The 20,091-nt window shown below is 42.4% G+C and carries 16 protein-coding genes, 1 tRNA gene and 1 pseudogene; 8 read left to right on the top strand and 10 right to left on the bottom strand.

What is annotated here, in order from left to right; genetic code table 11:
* Nucleotides 1–4: 4 nt before the first annotated feature.
* The 6 genes from pulA to AB5062_RS02910 form a co-directional block, all read right to left on the bottom strand.
* On the bottom strand, nt 5–1,999 hold the full coding sequence (gene pulA / locus AB5062_RS02935; RefSeq protein WP_005846652.1) for a type I pullulanase: 1,995 nt from the start codon (nt 1,997–1,999) through the stop codon (nt 5–7).
* Between the two features lie 4 nt (nt 2,000–2,003).
* Nucleotides 2,004–2,573, bottom strand: coding sequence for a crossover junction endodeoxyribonuclease RuvC (gene ruvC, locus AB5062_RS02930; protein WP_005846654.1), 570 nt, complete (start codon nt 2,571–2,573; stop codon nt 2,004–2,006).
* Entirely contained in the window at nt 2,570–2,875 is a 306-nt protein-coding gene (locus AB5062_RS02925) for a DUF4286 family protein (RefSeq protein WP_005846656.1), read from the bottom strand. The genes ruvC and AB5062_RS02925 overlap by 4 nt, the downstream gene beginning before the upstream one ends.
* A gap of 62 nt (nt 2,876–2,937) precedes the next feature.
* Nucleotides 2,938–3,011, bottom strand: a tRNA-Ala gene (locus tag AB5062_RS02920).
* Nucleotides 3,012–3,663: 652 nt separating this feature from the next.
* Nucleotides 3,664–3,873 carry a hypothetical protein gene (locus AB5062_RS02915; protein WP_005846900.1) on the bottom strand — a complete coding sequence of 70 codons (210 nt, stop codon included), beginning with the start codon at nt 3,871–3,873 and terminating at the stop codon, nt 3,664–3,666.
* A 168-nt stretch (nt 3,874–4,041) separates the two neighbouring features.
* A complete protein-coding gene (locus tag AB5062_RS02910) occupies nt 4,042–4,356 on the bottom strand; it encodes a hypothetical protein (RefSeq protein WP_005846898.1) in 315 nt (104 codons plus the stop codon).
* A gap of 246 nt (nt 4,357–4,602) precedes the next feature.
* Here AB5062_RS02910 and AB5062_RS02905 point away from each other — a divergent pair, with 246 nt between their 5' ends.
* Together AB5062_RS02905 and AB5062_RS02900 are read left to right on the top strand one after the other, a co-directional pair.
* Nucleotides 4,603–5,085 carry a PepSY-like domain-containing protein gene (locus AB5062_RS02905; protein WP_005846896.1) on the top strand — a complete coding sequence of 161 codons (483 nt, stop codon included), beginning with the start codon at nt 4,603–4,605 and terminating at the stop codon, nt 5,083–5,085.
* Between the two features lie 211 nt (nt 5,086–5,296).
* Nucleotides 5,297–6,961: a long-chain fatty acid--CoA ligase gene (locus AB5062_RS02900; protein ID WP_005846895.1), complete on the top strand. Its 1,665-nt coding sequence runs from the start codon at nt 5,297–5,299 to the stop codon at nt 6,959–6,961.
* Between the two features lie 209 nt (nt 6,962–7,170).
* Here AB5062_RS02900 and lipB read toward each other — a convergent pair whose 3' ends face one another.
* Complete coding sequence (gene lipB, locus AB5062_RS02895; RefSeq protein WP_032934762.1) at nt 7,171–7,821, bottom strand: lipoyl(octanoyl) transferase LipB; 651 nt, start codon at nt 7,819–7,821, stop codon at nt 7,171–7,173.
* 66 nt (nt 7,822–7,887) lie between these two features.
* A pseudogene (locus tag AB5062_RS02890) lies at nt 7,888–8,112 on the bottom strand (GNAT family N-acetyltransferase); the annotation flags it as partial.
* 212 nt (nt 8,113–8,324) lie between these two features.
* On the opposite strand from AB5062_RS02890, the gene AB5062_RS02885 reads away from it, so the two are divergent.
* On the top strand, nt 8,325–9,026 hold the full coding sequence (locus tag AB5062_RS02885) for a phosphohydrolase (protein ID WP_005846890.1): 702 nt from the start codon (nt 8,325–8,327) through the stop codon (nt 9,024–9,026).
* Nucleotides 9,023–9,571, top strand: coding sequence for a hypothetical protein (locus AB5062_RS02880; RefSeq protein WP_005847724.1), 549 nt, complete (start codon nt 9,023–9,025; stop codon nt 9,569–9,571). The genes AB5062_RS02885 and AB5062_RS02880 overlap by 4 nt, the downstream gene beginning before the upstream one ends.
* An 87-nt stretch (nt 9,572–9,658) precedes the next feature.
* Here AB5062_RS02880 and AB5062_RS02875 read toward each other — a convergent pair whose 3' ends face one another.
* A complete protein-coding gene (locus AB5062_RS02875; RefSeq protein ID WP_368326831.1) occupies nt 9,659–11,872 on the bottom strand; it encodes a heavy metal translocating P-type ATPase in 2,214 nt (737 codons plus the stop codon).
* A 178-nt stretch (nt 11,873–12,050) separates the two neighbouring features.
* On the opposite strand from AB5062_RS02875, the gene AB5062_RS02870 reads away from it, so the two are divergent.
* The 4 genes from AB5062_RS02870 to gcvP are packed head-to-tail and all read left to right on the top strand — an operon-like array spanning nt 12,051 to nt 17,090.
* A complete protein-coding gene (locus tag AB5062_RS02870; RefSeq protein ID WP_032952864.1) occupies nt 12,051–12,899 on the top strand; it encodes a DUF3298 and DUF4163 domain-containing protein in 849 nt (282 codons plus the stop codon).
* A 20-nt stretch (nt 12,900–12,919) separates the two neighbouring features.
* Nucleotides 12,920–13,549 (top strand): 16S rRNA (guanine(527)-N(7))-methyltransferase RsmG, encoded by a 630-nt coding sequence (gene rsmG / locus AB5062_RS02865; protein WP_005846883.1) that lies wholly within the window; start codon nt 12,920–12,922, stop codon nt 13,547–13,549.
* 17 nt (nt 13,550–13,566) lie between these two features.
* A complete protein-coding gene (locus tag AB5062_RS02860) occupies nt 13,567–14,205 on the top strand; it encodes an MBL fold metallo-hydrolase (RefSeq protein ID WP_005846881.1) in 639 nt (212 codons plus the stop codon).
* Between the two features lie 35 nt (nt 14,206–14,240).
* Nucleotides 14,241–17,090, top strand: a complete 2,850-nt coding sequence (gcvP, locus tag AB5062_RS02855) for an aminomethyl-transferring glycine dehydrogenase (protein WP_032952865.1) — start codon at nt 14,241–14,243, stop codon at nt 17,088–17,090.
* A 280-nt stretch (nt 17,091–17,370) separates the two neighbouring features.
* Here the strand turns inward: gcvP and AB5062_RS02850 are convergent, their stop codons facing one another.
* Nucleotides 17,371–20,085: a S9 family peptidase gene (locus tag AB5062_RS02850; RefSeq protein WP_005847730.1), complete on the bottom strand. Its 2,715-nt coding sequence runs from the start codon at nt 20,083–20,085 to the stop codon at nt 17,371–17,373.
* Nucleotides 20,086–20,091: the final 6 nt, after the last annotated feature.

The raw sequence follows: 20,091 nt of genomic DNA, 5'->3' as shown, positions 1-20,091 counted from the left end.
CCTTCTATTGATGTATAATCATGGCAGAACGTGCCGGTACCATAAGCTCATCACCTGAAACCTGTCCCAAGCCTTTCATGTTTATTTTACCATCCTTACAGATTACAGTGTATTTACCCGACGGAATGTCCAGCTTGACAGGCTCTGCACGGCTGTTCAAAGCCACGATGATATTTTTCCATGAGTCACCATTTGCATTGTCTTTCAAGATAAAGGCAACCACATTCGTATTTTCTACAGGTAAAAACTCCAATTGCCTACGTACCATATCGGCATCCCCCATACGAAAAGCGGGATGTGCTTTACGCATAGCTATTAAACCTTTCACATATTCGAACACATCTTTGTGTGCGGTCTTATTTTTCCAATCTATCGTATTAATACTGTCAGGACTATTATAAGAATTATGAACTCCTTTCTTGTCACGCATCATCTCATCCCCTGCAAATATAAACGGTACTCCTTGTGAAGTAAAGACAAATGTTTCCGCTAACTTCTGCAAAGCCGCCAGTTCCTCTACCGAAGCATCCGGCATGGTAGCTTTCAGACGGTCGGCAAGGCACATGTCATCGTGGCAACTTACATAACTTATCATCTGGGTAGGTTGTAAAGCCCAAGGTTTCTTACTATAATTCACAGAATCACTTATAACCTGCGGATGTTCGATGGCTCCCACAATTCCAAATTTGATACTCATTTCGTGTCCTGGCTCCCCTACTAGAAAAGCTCCTTTAGTATCATCATCCCAACCACCTCGCAATCCATCACGCATTTCATCTGAGAAAGCGGCGATACGGGGCATCTTTTCCACATTGGCTTTCATCGCCAGCCTGTCTGCCTCTAATTGAGGAGAACTGGCAGCCCATCCTTCACCATACATAAAAATAGACGGATCTATTTTATCAATAGCCGCACGTATCTCATTCATGGTTTCAATATCATGTATCCCCATCAAGTCAAAACGAAAGCCGTCTATGTGATATTCATTAATCCAATATAAAATAGATTCTATCATATATTTACGCATCATGGCGCGGTCGCTTGCCGTTTCATTTCCACATCCCGAACCATTTGCCCATTGCCCGTCCTTCGTCTGGCGATAGAAATAACCGGGAACCGTACGTTCGAAATTGCTTTCGTCTGTATTGAAGGTGTGATTATACACCACATCAAGCACCACTCTGATTCCCGCCTTATGTAAAGCTTGTACCATTTGTTTGAATTCCCTGATACGGACATCGGGTTTATAAGGATCTGTAGAATAAGAACCGTCAGGCACATTGTAATTTTGCGGATCATACCCCCAATTATATTGGGCCTTGTCCAGTTTTGTTTCATCCACCGAGGCATAATCATACGACGGCAATAAGTGCACGTGGGTAATTCCCAATTCTTTCAGATGGTCAATACCTGTCTTCTCGCCTGAAGAACTGGTAGTACCCTGCTCCGTCAAAGCCAGGAACTTGCCTTTATTTTGAATTCCGGAAACAGAATCCAAAGAGAAATCGCGATGATGCATCTCATAAACCGTAATATCAGCATAATTCTTCAAAGGAGGACGCACATCGTTCTCCCATTCTTCCGGATCTGTAGAACGAAGATCAAGCACAGCTGCCCGCTTACCATTTACCCCTACGGCTTTTGCCATAATTCCCGGAGTGTCTCCTAACCATTTCCCGTTTACCTTCACATTAAAGGTATAGAATTTACCCTTCAGATCCTCTTTTATTGAAATATTCCAAGTACCATTCTCTCCCATCTCCATTGGAAAAGTATTAGAAGCTGAACCTTCATTACCCGATTCAAATAAAAGGACACGCACCTCTTCCGCTGTAGGAGCCCAAAGTGAAAACTTGGTTTCGGCAGGCGAGTACTCCATTTCAGTCAGCGCATCTTCACGGACAGGATATTCATCAAACGAATTATATTCTTTTTTCACAGACTGACAACTAATAGTAGTAGAAACAATTGATGCCCAAATAACATGTCTCACATTCATAATCTTATCTTTTTATTTTATCAGGATTCTTATTTATAAAATCTTTCCAGCCGGAATATTCTTTAGTCAATGTCGGTCTGCCCATTTGTAAATAATGACAATAAGCAGCCGCCAACCCATCTGTTGCATCCATAAAAGGCAGCATATCACTCTCCGGTATATGTAACATCCTTTTCAACATATCAGCGACCTGTTCCTTGCTGGCTTGCCCATTACCGGTTATCGCCATCTTTATCTTCAACGGCGCATATTCTGTTATAGGAATATCACGGCTCAAAGCAGCAGCCATAGCCACTCCCTGTGCCCTCCCTAATTTTAACATCGACTGCACATTTTTTCCAAAAAAAGGCGCCTCAATAGCTAACTCATCAGGTAAATAAGCTTCTATTATACCAACCACCCGTTCAAAAATACGGCGCAGTTTTAAATAATGGTCACCATATTTACGAAGATCAATGACCCCCATAGTCATTACCTGCGGTTTAGTACCTACTACTTTCAGCAGGCCATACCCCATTATGGTTGTTCCAGGATCTATACCCAGAATGATTTTCTCTTTTACCGGCTGAATCACTTAATCACCTCCATCAAAGTGGGAAAGCCAACCACCTTATCTTTAAATATCTTCATCATTTCCTCATTCAGATGCATCCCTTGCTGAGTATGCCAACGATGCAAGGCCGCTGTATCTTCCACCTCCCATTGCAATGAAAAGCATTCTGAATCCTGTTCTTTGTGACTAAGGATGTGCGTAAGACGGGGATTTTGCAATATTCCCGTCTTTTCCACTTCGGGAATATAGCTTTCACTAAGCCAAATGACAAAATTACGCGCATCGTCAATGCCTGTTTGATAAGTTGTATTATAAATTAACATATCTATAGTCTTTAAATTAAAAAAGGCCTGCTTCGCAGACCTTCATTTTATCATTAAAAAAGTGGAGCATGCGAGACTCGAACTCGCCACCTTTAGACTGCCAGTCTAACGCTCTAGCCAGATGAGCTAATACCCCGAGAAATAATAACGATGCAAAGATACATAGAAAATCAATAATACAAAGCTTTTGGGAAAGTTTTTTTCATGTGAACAAAAAATTTATTTGCCACTTTTACTCCAAAGAGTTACTGTTGCGTGAAATTGTTAACCAATAGCTGACCAAGTTTAATAGCATAACAAGCGGATAACCCCGATTTGTGACAAGTCGGAGCTATCTAAATCATAAGTTAAAAGTTATTATGAAAAATCATTGTTGTATCAATACTATACCCCATCGGCATAATAACAGTCACAATAGTTACACGAACACCAAAGGGATCCCCACAGAAAGCTTCATTGGGAATACGGTGTATTTAGCTATGAATAACAACTATATGTCAAGAATGGATAGGATCGGAAAAAAGTCATACTGAAGCATCTTAGTAAAAGAACAATCATCGTCCTATCAAGTGCTACCCGGCATTATCTATATCAGTCCGGCAAAAGCATGAAAGGAGAAATATACCGAATATCCTAGAAGAGAAAGAAATATTCATGTCCGCCAATAACAAATCCACCACAAATACAACCAAGGGTTGCTGCTATTAACGGCTACGTACCATTTCAATTACAGCACTGTATTTCACAACTCTATGATTGGCAAGGCAAAAAAAGATGTAAAAATTGCATTAAACCTCCTCTATCGGCTTGGACCAAACTTCCTCTTTCGTTTCTTTACACATTACGGAAATAGTTCCTCCAACAAAATCCTTCACATATCCTTTGCGTTCAGCCAACATATCTTCCGCCATTCTAATGGCCTTAGCCTTATCTTTCAATGAAAATCCTTTATTAGCAAAATCATTACCTTCTTTAAAATATATATCATAAGTTTCCATTGTATCACCTTTTTAAATTTGAGTGGCAAAGATAAAACCTACAATTATTATGCACAAGAGATTTCTTAATTATTTTTCGAATATCGTCAAGAAACAATTTAACTAAAAAAATTCCCGACTTATCACAAGCCGGGAATTCATGTAAAAGCACTATTATAAATATACTAACTATTGCAAAATTTTACCATCTTCACCTAAGAACAATGTCTGTTCATGAGCATCACTTGTCAACACATTAATTTTATAAATACGGCTTCCATCAATGCCATAGGCCATAAAAGCCTGCTTTATCATAGCACCTTCCAGTGCAAGCCTGTCCATCACGGCTTCCGGCACATCATTCATATAGATTTCCGAGAAAACCAACTTCTTAGATTGTTGAGGCTTTTCCACTACCGGAACCTCTACCGGAGCCGCTTGAGCAAAAGAAACAGACACGCCTAAAGTCATCACTAATACCAATGTTACTAATACCTTTTTCATAATTACTTTATTTTTTATTCATTTTTACCGACAACAATAAAACAAGAAGCGTGCCACAAATCTGCTCATTTTAATATCTAACTAAAAATCAACCACATACATATACGCTTTTTCATTTCAGGAGTGTAGATTCCTGTTGACAACGCCACAAAAGTGTGGAAAAAATCCACAAAATCAGGTTTTATACCGGCGAACAAAAAGTATAGCCAAGCTGTTTTATCAACCTCATCAAAACATTTAAATACCATGAAGAAGAGATGTTATTCTATATGTGTAATATTATGGGTACTGATCACCACCTTGTCTGCTACCTCTCCCACTACATTTCATATAGCACTGAAAAAGATATATCCACATGCCACGAACGTAAGCTGGAGCCAACAAGGGAATTATTATGTGGCCTCTTTTACCCAAAATGGTTTTGAAAAAGAAGTATGGATGAACGGTAATGCCCAATGGGTAATGACTAATACCGATTTACAAACTACAGATCAACTGACACCTAACGTATATAATGATTTTACATTGAGTCCATACGCCATGTGGACTGCCACCAATGTAAATCTCATAGAATTTCCTAAACGAACCACTCTGTACGTAATTACTGTTAACCTAAACAATTCGTCGGCCACCAAACAATTATTCTACACACTGAATGGCAGGCTATTGCAAACACGTGACGTCAGTTATATCAATCCTACATTATCCCCCGGAATCTTTGAATTCTAATACTATTATGACTGAACAAATAACATTTCCGGAAAAGGGACACATCAACAATTGGCAAACGATTATAAACTAGCATTTTAAAGTAAAATAATAAAAGAATCTACATTTTCAGGGCGTTAAATTAATGTAAAAAACTGTTTCATTTCCCATCCCCCTTACCTCATTTTACTACTTTTGCGCACACTCAGCCTATAAATGTGCAAAAGTTATCATGGAACTAGAACAGAGTTTTATTGCTCTTATCGAGCAAAGTATAAAAACAAATTGGTATTTAAACGCTCTTACAGACTATAAAGGCATCACATTACAATACAGAGATGTGGCCCGTAAAATAGAGAAAATACATATCTTGCTGGAAAATGCCGGCATTGAGAAGGGAGATAAAATAGCCATCTGCGGGCGTAATAGCGCTCATTGGACAGTAACTTACCTTGCCGTCATCACCTATGGTGCCGTAGTAGTACCTATCCTACATGAATTCAAAGCCGATCAGGTACACAATATTGTAAACCACTCTGAAGCCCGCCTGTTGTTCGTAGGCGATCAGATATGGGAGAACTTGAATGAAGCAGCCATGCCTCATTTGGAAGGTATCATAGAATTGAAAGATTTCGGTGTACCCGTATCCCGTTCGGAAAAACTGGCTTATGCCCGCGACCATCTGAATGAGATATTCGGGCACAAATTCCCTTGCAGATTTCGTCCCGATGATATTTCTTATGAAAAAGAAAAATCAGAAGACCTGGCCATCATTAATTACACTTCAGGTACTACCGGATATTCCAAAGGCGTAATGCTGCCTTATCGTAGCATACTCTCCAACGTGCTCTACTGTAAAGAAAAAATAGGTCTGAAAGCAGGTGACAGCGTCGTATCCATGTTACCTTTGGGACACGTATTCGGCATGACTTTCGATTTTCTTTACGGTTTCACAGCAGGCGCCCATCTATGGTTTCTTACCCGCATGCCATCGCCCAAAATCATAGCCGAATCATTTGCGGAAATCCGCCCGCGCGTCATAGCCTGCGTGCCACTGATTGTGGAAAAAATATTCAAGAAAAATATTCTTCCCAAGGTAGACAACAAATTAGGTAAACTGCTATTACATGTTCCCATCATCAGCGATAAGATAAAAGAACTTATCAAGCAGAAGGCGATGGAAGTTTTCGGCGGAAATTTCATCGAAATCATCATCGGAGGGGCTCCTTTCAATGCCGAAGTGGAAGCCTTTCTAAAAATGATAGATTTCCCATACACCATTGCATACGGAATGACTGAATGTGGTCCCATCATCTGCCATAGTCATTGGACAGAACTGAAACTGGCATCTTGCGGAAAAGTTGCCGCACGTATGGAAGCCAAAGTACTGTCTCCTAACCCATCAGCCATTGCGGGTGAACTGGTATGCCGTGGAGCCAACCTGATGTTGGGCTATTATAAGAACGAGGAAGCGACACGGCAAGTCATTGATACTGAAGGATGGTTGCATACAGGCGATATGGCGACAATAGACGAAGACGGAAATGTTTTTATCAAAGGACGTTGCAAAAACCTGTTACTCACTTCTTCCGGACAAAACATTTATCCGGAAGAAATAGAGTCCAAGCTAAACAATATGCCATACGTGTCAGAGTCACTGATTATTCTGCAACAAGACAAACTGGTGGGCCTAATCTATCCGGATTCCGATGATGCTTTTGCTCACGGCTTGAGCCAATCAGACCTTGTACGGGTAATGGAAGAAAACCGCCTTGAACTGAACAAACAATTACCGGCATTTTCCCAAATAGCCCGCTTCAAGCTATATCCTGAGGAATTTGAAAAAACAGCCAAGAAAAGTATCAAGCGCTTCTTGTACCAAGATATAAAAGAATAAATCAAAAAAAGCTCTCTTCATAATATGAAGATGTATCAAAAGTAAAATGGCGTATCATTTTGCCAGTAGGGGCAAGGTTCGCTCGCCCAAAAATGATTTGCTTATGCATTTGGGCAGGCAAACCCTGCCCCTACAGTTGACAACATGATAACACAATCGGACTTTTAATCCCTCCGCCCCGTATGTATAAATCCACACATACGGTATAACTACAAAAGTTCAGATAATTCGTTCTGCAAACGTCCTGCCACTTCTTCCATAGGCACTTCGCACCCCAATTCTTTCTGTAATGAAGTAACCCCTTTATCCATGAATCCGCAAGGATGGATATAACTGAAATAGCGCAAATCCGTATTTACATTCAGCGCCAATCCATGCATTGTCACAAAATGACTGCTTCTCACTCCTATTGCACAAATTTTCCGTTCCTGCGGAGTTCCCGCGGCCAGCCATACTCCGGTCGCTCCCTTCACTCGCCCGGCCTCAATGCCATAAGATGCGCAGACCCTGATCACCGCTTCTTCCAACACATGAATATATTCCTTCAACCCCAAATGATAATCCTCCAAATTCAAGATAGGATAACAAACCAATTGTCCGGGACCATGATAAGTAATATCCCCTCCTCGATCAATATGATAAAGGGTGGCACCAATCATCTTCAATTGTGCCTCCCCCAGCAGCATATTCGTTTCCTTTCCACTCTTGCCTAATGTATAGACATGCGGATGTTCTACAAAAATAATTCTATTCTCATACGTTTTTCCCACTTGTTTAGCTTCCACCACGGCATTAAACAACTCCGTCTGCCGTTTCCAAGCCTCAGAATAGGGAACTAATCCCCAATTTTCAATTTTCATGATACCTCCCAGTTTTAAATGTAAAATAGGATAGGGTTCGCCCGATGCGTCTTTTGCATCCCTGCCAATAACCCGAAATCCAAAATGGCCATAAAAGCCGGACGCTTTCTTATTTTGTTCGTTTACATCGACATAACGTACATGGCAATGCTCCAAAGCATAACGCATCAATTGTTTCCCTATTCCCGTACCTATGGCACGCGGATGAACAAAAAGCATTTCAAGCATAGTCCCATTAATACCCATGAATCCTTCTATACCAGCATTGTCACGAATCATGTAAAGCGGCATACTATGAAGATAAACACTCCATACCAGTGGCTTTAACTTCTGAATATATGCTTCAGGTATGAAATGATAAGTAGCACGCACCGAAGCTTCCCATAAACAGGTCAATTCATCAAAGTCATCGGGCGTAGGTTGAATTATTTGATACATATTACTTTTTTCTGCAAAGGTGGGATAATTATTGTATATTTGCAACCCCAATCAAAAGAAAGAATATGTTGCCGTACATCAATGATTTTCCAATAGAATTCCGCGACTATATCGCAAGTGAAATTATCCCACGATACGCTGGTTTTGACAAAGCACATCGTGTAGATCATGTATTGAAAGTTATAGCAGAAAGCCTCAATTTGTCTCAATATTATGATGTGAGCCGCATGATGGTGTATGTTATTGCCTCTTACCATGACCTGGGACTCTGTGAGGGACGGGAGTTCCACCATCTCATTTCAGGAAAAATACTATGGGCAGACCAGAAGTTAAGGCAATGGTTCCCTGAAGAGCATATTTTGATTATGAAAGAGGCTGTAGAAGATCACCGTGCATCCAACAAGCATGTTCCCCGTAGCATTTATGGCAAAATTGTAGCGGAGGCCGACCGCATTATTGATCCGGACATCACCTTGAGACGGACGGTACAATATGGTCTTTCCAACTATCCCGAACTGGACAAAGAAAAACAATACATACGTTTTCTGACACATTTGAAAGAAAAATATGCTGAAGGTGGTTATTTAAGATTATGGATACCTCAATCAGCCAATGCTGCACATCTGCAGGAGTTGAGGCAACTGATAGCCGATGAGGAAGAACTTCATAAAGTATTTGAAAAGATCTATTCACAGGAAACAGAAACGATACAGAATTTAGAAAATATCCCTATATTTGTCCGGAACAAAAAAAATAACAGTATATGAAAAAGCTGGTTCTATCCATTTCTATGTTTCTGATTGCCGCTACTACCTTTGCGCAGTCCGAAGTGGTAACAGATAGTATTCCGCCCATTTCATTGGATGGTTACAAGAATTTTAACGGATTTATGCTGGATATGGGTTCCATGATTATGGCCCCTCCCCCTCTGATAGCCCCGCAACTTTATTATCAGCCTTACAACAATAATGCAATTGCGAATTACAATGAAATATTCCGTCCCAATATGAATATCATTTATGACAGAGGGTCTTACAACCATGTATTTACCCCCATGTATCCGGGAATGGGAATCTATGGATTCGGAACAATGTCAATGCCTCCCACCTTACAAAGTGCAACCTTTAAATTGAAAAACGGATTACACATCACCACATACGGTGAATATGATGCCGACGGGAACAAAGTACGGAATCCAAGCGCATTGCCTTGGGAAAGAAATAATTTCAACGGAGCTTTCGAAATGAAATCGGAGAATGGGAACTTCGGAATACGAATAGAAGTACAAAGAGGAAGAAACAATCCTTTTTGAATTATAAACTAAAAGATAGAAAAATGAAAAGCAGCCATGCAAAACAAAATCTATGCACGGCTGCTTTTTTATTTATTTTTAATTCAATCACAACTTTCTCCAATTCAGGCTCAAGCTGTTCAACACTACACTGACAGAACTACATGCCATGGCAGCACTGGCAATCATCGGGTTAAGCAAGATACCATACAATGGGAACAGAATACCTGCCGCCACCGGAATGCCTATCAAATTATAGATAAACGCCCAGAAAAGATTCTGATGGATCAAACGTACAGTTTTATGGGAAAGTTTAAAAGCTTTGGGTAACAACAACAAATCCGAAGTCATTAACGTAACCATCGCTACATCCATGGCAATATCCGTACCTTTACCCATTGCAATACTTACATCGGCACGTGCCAACGCCTGTGAGTCATTAATGCCGTCACCTACCATAGCTACGACTCTTCCTTCAGCTTGTAATTCTTTAATAACATTCTCCTTATCGACCGGCAAAGCATCCGAAATAAAACGATTCGCATCAATTTCTCCGGCCACATTCTGTGCAGTAAGATGACCGTCACCAGTCAACAATACAATGTACTTTCCACTCTCCTTCAATTGTTTGACCGCTTGTCTGGAAGTATCTTTTATTTTGTCACTAATGGCTATAACCGCCAGCAATGTATTTCCCTCGCCAAAATAAACCAGACTCTTGCCACTCTTCTCATAATCCTCCACCATCCCTTTCAACAAGTCGGAAATTCCCGCTCCAAAATCTTTCAGTAACCGATGGCTTCCTGCCCAAAAAGTTTTATTTCCACGGGTCACCACAATCCCCCGTCCTGTCCGACTCTCAAAAGAATCAATGAGTGCCGGCTTCTCACCTTCCTTTTTCAAAGCCTCGACAATAGCCAAAGCCAACGGATGTTCCGATTTCAATTCAGCAGCATACAGAATTCCCTTATGCTCGTTCTGCCATCCGGCATCATGCAACCATCCGGTCACCACAGGGCGCCCCTCAGTTACAGTACCCGTTTTATCAAGTACCACTGTATCCACTTTCCGCATCTGCTCCAAGGCTACCGCATCCTTTATCAAAATATGTGATTCGGCCCCTCTACCAATTCCTACCATCAATGCAGTGGGAGTAGCAAGTCCCAAAGCACACGGACAGGCAATAACCAAAACAGACACTGCTGAAAGCATAGCATAAGAAAAGTCATCCGCTCCACCTGCCACTATCCAAACAAGGAAAGTAAAAACAGCCACAGCAAGGACAACAGGAACAAAAACCGCCGTCACTTTATCCACAATACGCTGGACCGGAGCTTTAGCCCCCTGTGCTTCCTGCACCATGCGGATAATCTGTGCCAACACCGTATTTTTCCCCACCTTTTGAGCAGTCATAGTAAATGCACCGTTCTGATTGATAGTGCCGGCCAGCACCTTATCACCCTGTTTTTTCTCTACAGGAATAGGTTCACCGCTTATCATGCTCTCATCTATAAAGGTGTTTCCTCCGACAATGACTCCATCCACCGGAATTTGCTCACCGGGACGGACGCTCACCTTATCGCCAACCTGAAGTTCGGCTATCAAGATATCCTCTTCCCTGCCGTCTTTCACCACACGGGCCGTCCGAGGCTGTAATCCCATCAGTTTACGAATAGCTGTGGAAGTTTTTCCTTTTGCTTTCTCTTCCATCAGCTTGCCAACCAATACGAAAGCTATTATAACAGTGGCAGCTTCATAATATACATGAGGTTCCAATCCGCGGCTGTACCAAAATTCGGGATAGAACGTATTAAACAAACTGAACAAAAATGCGATGGAGGTACTAAGTGCCACCAACGTATCCATATTACTGGTACGCTGAAGCGTCTGTTTCCAGGCATTCATATAGAAAGAACGCCCCGAATATAAAATAACAGGAAGTGAAAGCAACAGCATCCACCAGTTTACCCCCGGAACATTCATCAGAAACATCCCCAAAACAGCTACCGGTAAAGCAAAAATCCAAGCAACGATAGTCTTCCGCTTCAACTGTCCGTAATAAGATTGCTCTGCTTCCTCCTGCTCCTGCACAGAGTTATCCTCATCTATTATCAAATCAAAACCTATTTTCATCACAGCCTCTTTCAGTTGTTGCGGAGACACAATATCCGGATTATAAGTCACCGCCAAAGTAGCCGCCGCCAAATTGACCGATGCATTTTCCACGCCTTCTTGCTTCCTTACAATCTTCTCCACGTTGCCGGCACATGCCGCACAATGCATTCCCGTAACGGGATATAGTTTTTTTGTCATATCGCTCATATTCATTTCTTTACTTATTTATTATAGCTTATCAACGGACAAATTTAGCAAAAAGTTCATGCAATCTTGTTGCAAACAGATAAATATATTTTCGCTTTTTAGATGGACATTTCACGAAGTTATTCTATATTTGTGGAGAAAGTTAGGATAAGTAATCCATGCAAATAAACAAAAAGTTATGAAAAAAAGAAATCTCGTATTGTCTGTTATGACAACTTGCCTTGTATCCTGCTTTTTATTATCGGGATGTAACGGACAAAAACAAATTGATAGTGAAACTGTAAAGACTGTAAAAGTGGAAGAACAAGCCCATTTACAAGATGACACAGTCTCTCCCGCCTGTAAGATTACTATTGATTATAGTTATTTAGCAGAATCTGATGCTGCGGATAGCATAGCACAACGCATCAACCGTACCATACAAGCCCACGTTTTGGGAAAAGAATATATCCGGATGAATCCGGAAGTTGCTGTAGATTCTTTTAAAAATACCTACATTGACAACTACCGCAAAGATGTGAACGAGTTCTATCAGGAAGATATAAAAAATGGAACTCCCAAAGACGAACTTCCCACATGGTACAATTATGAATACGGACTGACCACCCATTTCAGCGAAGGCAAAGAAGGCATTCTGAATTTCATTGCAGAAACTTTTGAATATACAGGCGGGGCACATCCCAACTCATGGAACAAATGGATGAACTTCGAAAAGAATACCGGCAAACTGCTTGCTTTGAAAGATGTATTTATGGCAGGATCGGAAAAACCGATGAGCGACATGTTGCTGGAAGAACTGATAACAGAGATGGCTACCCGTCTGGAAGACAGCTCCATCACCTCACTGGAAGGACTTCAGAATGCAGGCATCTTGAATTCTACCAATATGTACGTACCCGACAATTTCTTGTTAGAAAAGGAAAAAGTATCTTTCCTGTATAACAAATACGATATCGCTCCCTATGCTGTAGGAGTCATCACCCTTTCTTTGCCCTACACATCGGTAGAAAAATATATGATACATTAAATAACGATTTTAAGTATAGAATGGAATTAATACTGAAATATTTCCCTAACCTCAGCGAACAGCAGAAAACACAGTTTGCCGCATTGTATGATTTATATACGGATTGGAATAGCAAAATCAATGTAATCTCACGCAAGGATATCACTAATCTGTACGAACATCATGTATTGCACTCGCTAGGCATAGCCAAAGTGATAAACTTCACCCCTGATACCCAAATTATGGACTTGGGCACAGGGGGCGGTTTCCCGGGTATCCCTTTGGCCATCTTATTCCCTGAAGTCCAATTCCATCTGGTGGACAGTATCGGAAAGAAAGTGAAAGTAGCTACAGAAATAGCCAATGCTATCGGACTGAAGAATGTCACTTTCCGTCATTGCCGCGCCGAAGAAGAAAAAAGGAAATTCGACTTCGTGGTAAGTCGTGCTGTCATGCCTTTGGGCGATCTAATAAAAATTATCCGTAAAAACATCAGACAAGAACAGCATAACGCCCTGCCCAACGGGCTGATTTGTCTGAAAGGCGGAGAGTTGGAACAAGAAACAATGCCCGTGAAGCACAAAACAATGCTTTATGATCTGAAAAATGAATTCACGGAAGATTTTTTTAAAACCAAGAAAGTGGTTTATGTAACCATCAGCGGTTTATAATTATAGATAAAAAAAACATGAAAATAAAGAAATTTGAATTCAATATGTTTCCGGTAAACTGCTACGTGCTATCGGACGAAACAAAGGAAGCCGTCATTATTGATGCCGGTTGCTTTTATGAAGAAGAAAAGCAAGCCTTAAAAAGATATATTGACAGCAATAGCCTGACAGTGAAACATTTGTTGAATACGCACCTCCATCTGGACCATATTTTCGGCAACCCATTCCTGTTGCAAGAATACGGGCTAAAAGCCGAAGCAAATCAAGCGGATGAATTTTGGCTGGAACAAGCACCGGCACAATCACGTATGTTTGGTTTCCAATTGCCCGAAGCACCCGTGCCATTAGGAAAATATATCTTTGATGGAGATATCATTACTTTCGGCAATACCCAACTGGAAGCTATCCATGTACCGGGTCATTCGCCGGGAAGCATTGTTTTTTACTGCAAAGAAGCCCACTGTATCTTCAGCGGTGATGTATTGTTCCAAGGAAGTATAGGACGTGCAGACCTTACAGGAGGTAACTTCGACGAACTTCGCGAGCATATATGCAGTCGTTTGTTTGTACTCCCCCCCGACACGGTAGTCTATCCCGGTCATGGAGACCCGACCACTGTGGGAGCAGAAAAAGCGAACAACCCTTTTTTCCGATAAGATAAAACTTAAAATTCAACTTATATACTACTACCATGAAAACAGATTTATTAGCAGACCGACATATCGGTATACAGGAAGAAGACCTTCCCGTTATGTTGGAAAAGATTGGCGTAAAGAGCCTTGATGAACTGATTAACAAAACAATTCCGTCCAAAATCCGTTTGAAAGAACCTCTGCCACTGGCTGCTCCCATGACGGAACGGGAGTTTGCAGAGCATATTACCGAACTAGCTTCACAAAACAAGATTTATACCTCTTATATAGGTATGGGTTGGTATGACAGTATTACTCCGGCGGTCATTCAACGCAATGTATTCGAGAATCCTGTGTGGTACACCTCGTACACTCCTTATCAAACCGAAGTTTCACAAGGACGTTTGGAAGCACTGATGAACTTCCAGACTGTCATATCCGACCTCACAGCCATGCCATTGGCAAACTGCTCATTGCTGGATGAATCTACCGCCGCTGCCGAAGCCGCCACCATGATGTATGGACTTCGCACCCGCGACCAACAAAAAAGCGGAGCCAACGTATTGTTTGTGGATGAAGAGATTTTCCCACAGAACCTGTCAGTCATCCAGACCCGCGCCCTTCCTCAAGGCATGAAGATCCAAGTAGGAAATTACAAGGAATTGGCATTTACTCCGGAAATCTTTGCCTGCATCCTTCAATACCCCAATGCCAGCGGTAGCGTGGAAGACTATCGTGAGTTTGTGGAAAAGGCACATGCCGCCCATTGTAAAGTAGCCGTGGATGCTGACATCATGAGTTTGGCATTGTTAGTTCCTCCCGGCGAATGGGGAGCAGACATCGTATTCGGAAGTACCCAGCGCCTGGGTATCCCCTTGTTCTACGGAGGTCCGTCCGCAGCCTACTTCGCTACACGTGACGAATATAAACGCAATATGCCGGGACGTATCATCGGCTGGTCTAAAGACAAATATGGCAAACTGGCCTACCGTATGGCTTTACAGACCCGTGAGCAACATATTAAACGCGAAAAAGCAACTTCCAACATCTGCACCGCACAGGCATTACTGGCTACAATGGCCGGCTTCTATGCCGTTTATCATGGGCAGGAAGGTATCAAAAATATAGCAAAACGCATTCATAGCATTACCACCTGGTTGAACAAAGCCCTAACCCGCTTGGGATATGTACAGCATAATGAATTATTCTTTGACACCCTGCGTTTCAGTCTGCCCGACCATGTTTCGGCTCAGAAGCTGCGTACCATCGCATTGAGTAAAGAAGTAAACCTCCGTTACTATGATAATGGCGATGTAGGTTTCAGCATTGATGAAACCACCGACCTGAAAGATGTAAACCTGTTACTTTCCATCTTCTCCATTGCTGCCGAAGAAACCGTTCAAGAAGTGACAGACATTCCCGAAGCATCCTCACTGAATCGTGAACTACGCCGCCGTACTTCCTTCCTCACCCATGAGGTATTCAACAAGTATCATACTGAAACCGAAATGATGCGTTATATCAAACGTTTGGAACGTAAAGATATCTCATTGGCACATTCCATGATTTCATTGGGTTCTTGTACCATGAAACTGAATGCCGCTTCGGAAATGCTCCCACTCAGCAACTTAGGCTGGATGGCTATACACCCGTTAGCACCTGAGGATCAAACAAAAGGCTATCAGACATTAATTAATAACTTAAGCGAGCAGTTGAAGGTTATTACCGGATTTGCAGGAGTCACTTTGCAACCTAATTCAGGTGCAGCAGGAGAGTATACAGGACTGCGTATCATCCGCGCTTATCTGGAAAGTATCGGACAGGGACACCGCAACAAGATATTAATTCCGGCATCAGCCCACGGTACGAATCCGGCTTCAGCCATTCAATGCGGATATACCACGGTGACTTGCGCCTGTGACGATAAAGGTAATGTAGACGTAGAAGATTTACGTGCAAAAGCAGAAGCCAACAAGGATGATCTGGCTGCATTAATGATTACCTATCCGTCCACTCATGGTATCTTTGAACCGGAAATTGCAGAAATTTGTAAAATTATTCATAAATGCGGAGCACAGGTTTACATGGATGGTGCAAATATGAATGCACAGGTAGGTCTGACCAATCCGGGTACCATCGGGGCTGATGTATGCCATTTGAATCTGCATAAGACTTTTGCCAGCCCTCACGGTGGTGGCGGTCCCGGTGTAGGTCCCGTTTGTGTAGCCGAACATCTGGTTCCGTTCCTTCCGGGACATCAAGTTTGGGGTAACAGTGCCAATCAGGTTTCTTCAGCTCCATACGGTAGCGCAGGAATCCTGCCTATTACTTACGGTTATATTTGCATGATGGGCGCCGAAGGTCTGACCAATGCCACCAAGACTGCTATTCTGAGCGCCAATTATCTGGCAGCCTGCTTCAAGGATACCTACGGCATTGTATATACCGGCGCTACGGGCTTTGTGGGCCATGAAATGATTTTAGATTGCCGCTATCTGCATGACGAAACCGGTATCAGCGAAAATGACATCGCCAAGCGTCTGATGGATTATGGCTATCATGCGCCCACCCTTTCCTTCCCGGTTCATGGAACATTGATGATTGAACCGACTGAAAGTGAAAGTTTATGGGAACTGGATAATTTCGTCACTGTGATGCAAACCATCTGGCAGGAAATTCAAGAAGTGAAGAATGGCAGTGCCGATAAAGAAGATAATGTATTGGTCAACGCCCCGCATCCTGAATATGAAGTGGTGGCCAATGAATGGAATCACAGCTACAGCCGAGAGAAAGCCGCTTATCCTATCGAATCGGTACGTGATAACAAATTCTGGATCAATGTAGCCCGGGTAGATAATACATTAGGTGACCGCAAACTGTTGCCTACCCGTTATGGTAAGTTTGAATAAAAAAGCATTGTACTAAGAAGAAGAGAGGATCAAAATTCAGTTTTTGAAAATATGAATTTATAATTTGAAATTTGAACATCCTAAAAAACTAAAGAAAGGGTCGTATCATTACTCAAGACAGAGCTTGATACGACCCTTTTAAGTTTATAATTACTATCTGTAACTTTTCGGAACTGTCATTTTAGTTTTAACACACCTCCTCCCTCTTTTCAGGAACTATCCTTTTACTTTATCCACAGTAGGAGCAACTTGAGTTCCATAGCAGTCCGAACACATAATATCAGTATCCTAATTCATAAGGCTGTTCTACAGCCGGAACCCCATCGGACATCCATCCAGGCATTGCTTCTTTTTTCAGATAATGATTAAAGAACTGGAACATACGTTTTTGAAAATCTATTTTGTTGGCAATCTTTGTCGGCCAATGCGGTTCGCCTGTATAGTTCAGCATCCAGCAAGGCTTTCCAAGACGTTTCATTGCCACAAAATATTCTATTCCCTGATACCAGGGCACATGTCCGTCAGCGTCATTATGCATGATTAAAACAGGTGTTTGTACCTTGTCCATCGTGAACAGAGCAGAGTTTTCCAAGTAACGCAACGGAGTACTCCAAGGCGTACCGCCCAGACGACTCTGAGTATGTTCATACTGGAACGAGCGTGCCAGCCCCGATCCCCAACGGATACCTCCGTAGGCACTGAACATATTGACCACCGGAGCACCTGACTCAATAGCCGCAAACAAATCAGTACGTGTAGCCAGATAAGCCACTTGATAACCGCCCCAACTATGTCCCTGCGCCCCTATGGCTTTCTCGTCAATATAACCTTTGCCTATCAACATGGCAACCCCCGGCATCAGACAGTTATAGCAACTCTCACCCGGATAACCGTCTACATAACGTATGTCCGGATTGAACACAATATACCCGTTACTGTTATAAAGATGATAATCAATGGTAGACCGATGGGGTTCCGGCATCCGGTAATTAAACAGAGTTTCCGAATTTCGCTCATAGAAACTCACAATCATCGGGTATTTCTTGGCCGGATCAAAATCGGCAGGCTTGTACACCACCCCTTCCAACTTACGGCCATCTAAAGATATCCACGAAACCAGTTCGGCAGTTCCCCACAAATAGTCTTTCTGTTGGTCAATGCCATGAGTCAGCCGAATAGATTTCTTGAAATCGAGTGTAGCATAATGAAGGTCAGGATATTGCTCAAAACTTTCCATCGTATAGATTACATGGTCTGTATTTTTCGCCTTAGAAATACTGCGTAACATATAGTTACCCGCCATCAATTCTTTGGGAGAAGCAGCGGTGGAAAGACGAGCCTTGTAATACCCGTTCCCTTTGGTCACTTCGTTAAAGCCTTTCAACAACTGTGGCTTGTTCAGGTCAATCACACGCTCCTCCTTATCCAGTTTTACCAAACGATATGAAATCCGGTTCTTACGTCCATTCATCGTCAGATTGACAGGTTCCTTCATGGCATCCGGATCGAATTTCCAAATATCATAACGGTCATAAATTAAAAGGGACTCATCCCGTTCCGTCCATCCGGCAGTTCCATGTGCGTTCGGATAGTCAGGTACATCATTCTCTTCATCCCATGCGAGGAAAGAAGCGGGGGTAGTCAACTGATTTTTTTTCCCGTCTGCCATAGAAAGAGTATACCAACAACTGTCTGTTTCAGCATACCAATACGCATACTTGCCTTGTGGTGAAAGACGGTATCTGCCATAATCCGCCGATGCCAGTAATTTACGGCTGCCATCTTCCAAAGACACTGTGTAATAATCACTGCGTGTCCGCCCTTCCCACATGGAGGACAATGAATAAGGACGCGAAGTGGAAAGCAATGCCAACGGGGCATCTCCTTCATCTCCCAGCAAAATCTGAGACAGCTCCTCATCTGCCAGCTGACAAATACGACCACCATTTATATGATAAACCGCTTGATAGCTTCTTTTCAGCTCTTTCTCCTTATTATAATCCTGTACAGTATATTGCACCGGCTCGTCCCAACTCCACACCTGCACATTGGGACGGTTCTCCGCCAATTGCAACGTATCCTTTTGTCTAGGCTCAGGCGATGTGCCAAAAAACAACCGGGAAGCACTCTTCGAAAATTGTAATTTCCCATGCTCGCTGATTACCCATCCTTTCGGAAAAGCCCGATTGCCACGTGCCGCAACTTCTGTTGCCGGTGCTCCCTGCTGTGACAGCCACAAGCTCATGGCTTTATAACAAGAATCTTTCTGTGCACAATATAAGAAAGCCAAGTTTGCTCCATCTTCATCAAAAGTTACCTGTTTAAACACCCCGTCACCTTCTTTTATCAGCGTCTTCACACCTGTTTCCGTATTCAGAAGATACAATCCCGGCTTTTCCTCTGCTTTATCACCTGCGGTAATATAATAAAGCATTCCGCTTTTCTCCGCAAAGTTGAAAGCTTTCACAGCAGGAGCCTCATACCGGGTACTGAGGTTTGCATTCAACGGTTGGACATACAAAGTCGAGTCTTTCCTTCCCTTCTGAAAAGCAACCCAGTCCGCCTTCTCTGCCAGCCTGAATGTTTTCAGTGAATCAATCACTTCCCTGCCGCCCGAAAGCGAATAAATGACCAATGCATCCATCGGCATCTTTTCTTTCTTCGTTTTCTTTATTTTCAGAGAATCCACTATCATCTTGCCGGGTTTCTGCGACACAACCAAATAGTCGGAAGAAGCCGAGAAAAGAAAACGGTCCGCCCGCGGAAAAGTGGCAAGTTCCTTCCCTTGTGCATCATACAAATTCACCACAGCATCTCCTTCCCAAGGTTCCATCTTGCATGCCACCCACTTTCCATTATCAGAAATAGCTTGCCCGCTGATACGCTGCCAGGCAACTAAATTGTCTACTGTGAGACTTTTCGAGGCTGTCTGCGCCATCACAGGCGACAGATTCCCTATGCATAGGACAAGAGCCAGATACTTTACATGTTTCATATCCAT

Origin of the sequence: Phocaeicola sp. RTP21359st1_B8_RTP21360_211022 (genome assembly GCF_040911965.1) — a bacterium.
GTDB classification, from domain to species: domain Bacteria; phylum Bacteroidota; class Bacteroidia; order Bacteroidales; family Bacteroidaceae; genus Phocaeicola; species Phocaeicola vulgatus.
This window is presented reverse-complemented; position numbering and strand designations above follow the sequence as displayed.

Coding starts and splice junctions, on each gene's coding strand:
- AB5062_RS02915 (WP_005846900.1), bottom strand. CDS start 3,873: ATGGAAACTTATGATATATATTTTAAAGAAGGTAATGATTTTGCTAAT.
- AB5062_RS02850 (WP_005847730.1), bottom strand. CDS start 20,085: ATGAAACATGTAAAGTATCTGGCTCTTGTCCTATGCATAGGGAATCTG.
- AB5062_RS02875 (WP_368326831.1), bottom strand. CDS start 11,872: ATGAGCGATATGACAAAAAAACTATATCCCGTTACGGGAATGCATTGT.
- AB5062_RS02860 (WP_005846881.1), top strand. CDS start 13,567: ATGAAAATAAAGAAATTTGAATTCAATATGTTTCCGGTAAACTGCTAC.
- AB5062_RS02870 (WP_032952864.1), top strand. CDS start 12,051: ATGAAAAAAAGAAATCTCGTATTGTCTGTTATGACAACTTGCCTTGTA.
- AB5062_RS02925 (WP_005846656.1), bottom strand. CDS start 2,875: ATGTTAATTTATAATACAACTTATCAAACAGGCATTGACGATGCGCGT.
- lipB (WP_032934762.1), bottom strand. CDS start 7,821: ATGAAAATTGAAAATTGGGGATTAGTTCCCTATTCTGAGGCTTGGAAA.
- AB5062_RS02885 (WP_005846890.1), top strand. CDS start 8,325: ATGTTGCCGTACATCAATGATTTTCCAATAGAATTCCGCGACTATATC.
- gcvP (WP_032952865.1), top strand. CDS start 14,241: ATGAAAACAGATTTATTAGCAGACCGACATATCGGTATACAGGAAGAA.
- pulA (WP_005846652.1), bottom strand. CDS start 1,999: ATGAATGTGAGACATGTTATTTGGGCATCAATTGTTTCTACTACTATT.
- rsmG (WP_005846883.1), top strand. CDS start 12,920: ATGGAATTAATACTGAAATATTTCCCTAACCTCAGCGAACAGCAGAAA.
- AB5062_RS02880 (WP_005847724.1), top strand. CDS start 9,023: ATGAAAAAGCTGGTTCTATCCATTTCTATGTTTCTGATTGCCGCTACT.
- AB5062_RS02905 (WP_005846896.1), top strand. CDS start 4,603: ATGAAGAAGAGATGTTATTCTATATGTGTAATATTATGGGTACTGATC.
- AB5062_RS02910 (WP_005846898.1), bottom strand. CDS start 4,356: ATGAAAAAGGTATTAGTAACATTGGTATTAGTGATGACTTTAGGCGTG.
- AB5062_RS02900 (WP_005846895.1), top strand. CDS start 5,297: ATGGAACTAGAACAGAGTTTTATTGCTCTTATCGAGCAAAGTATAAAA.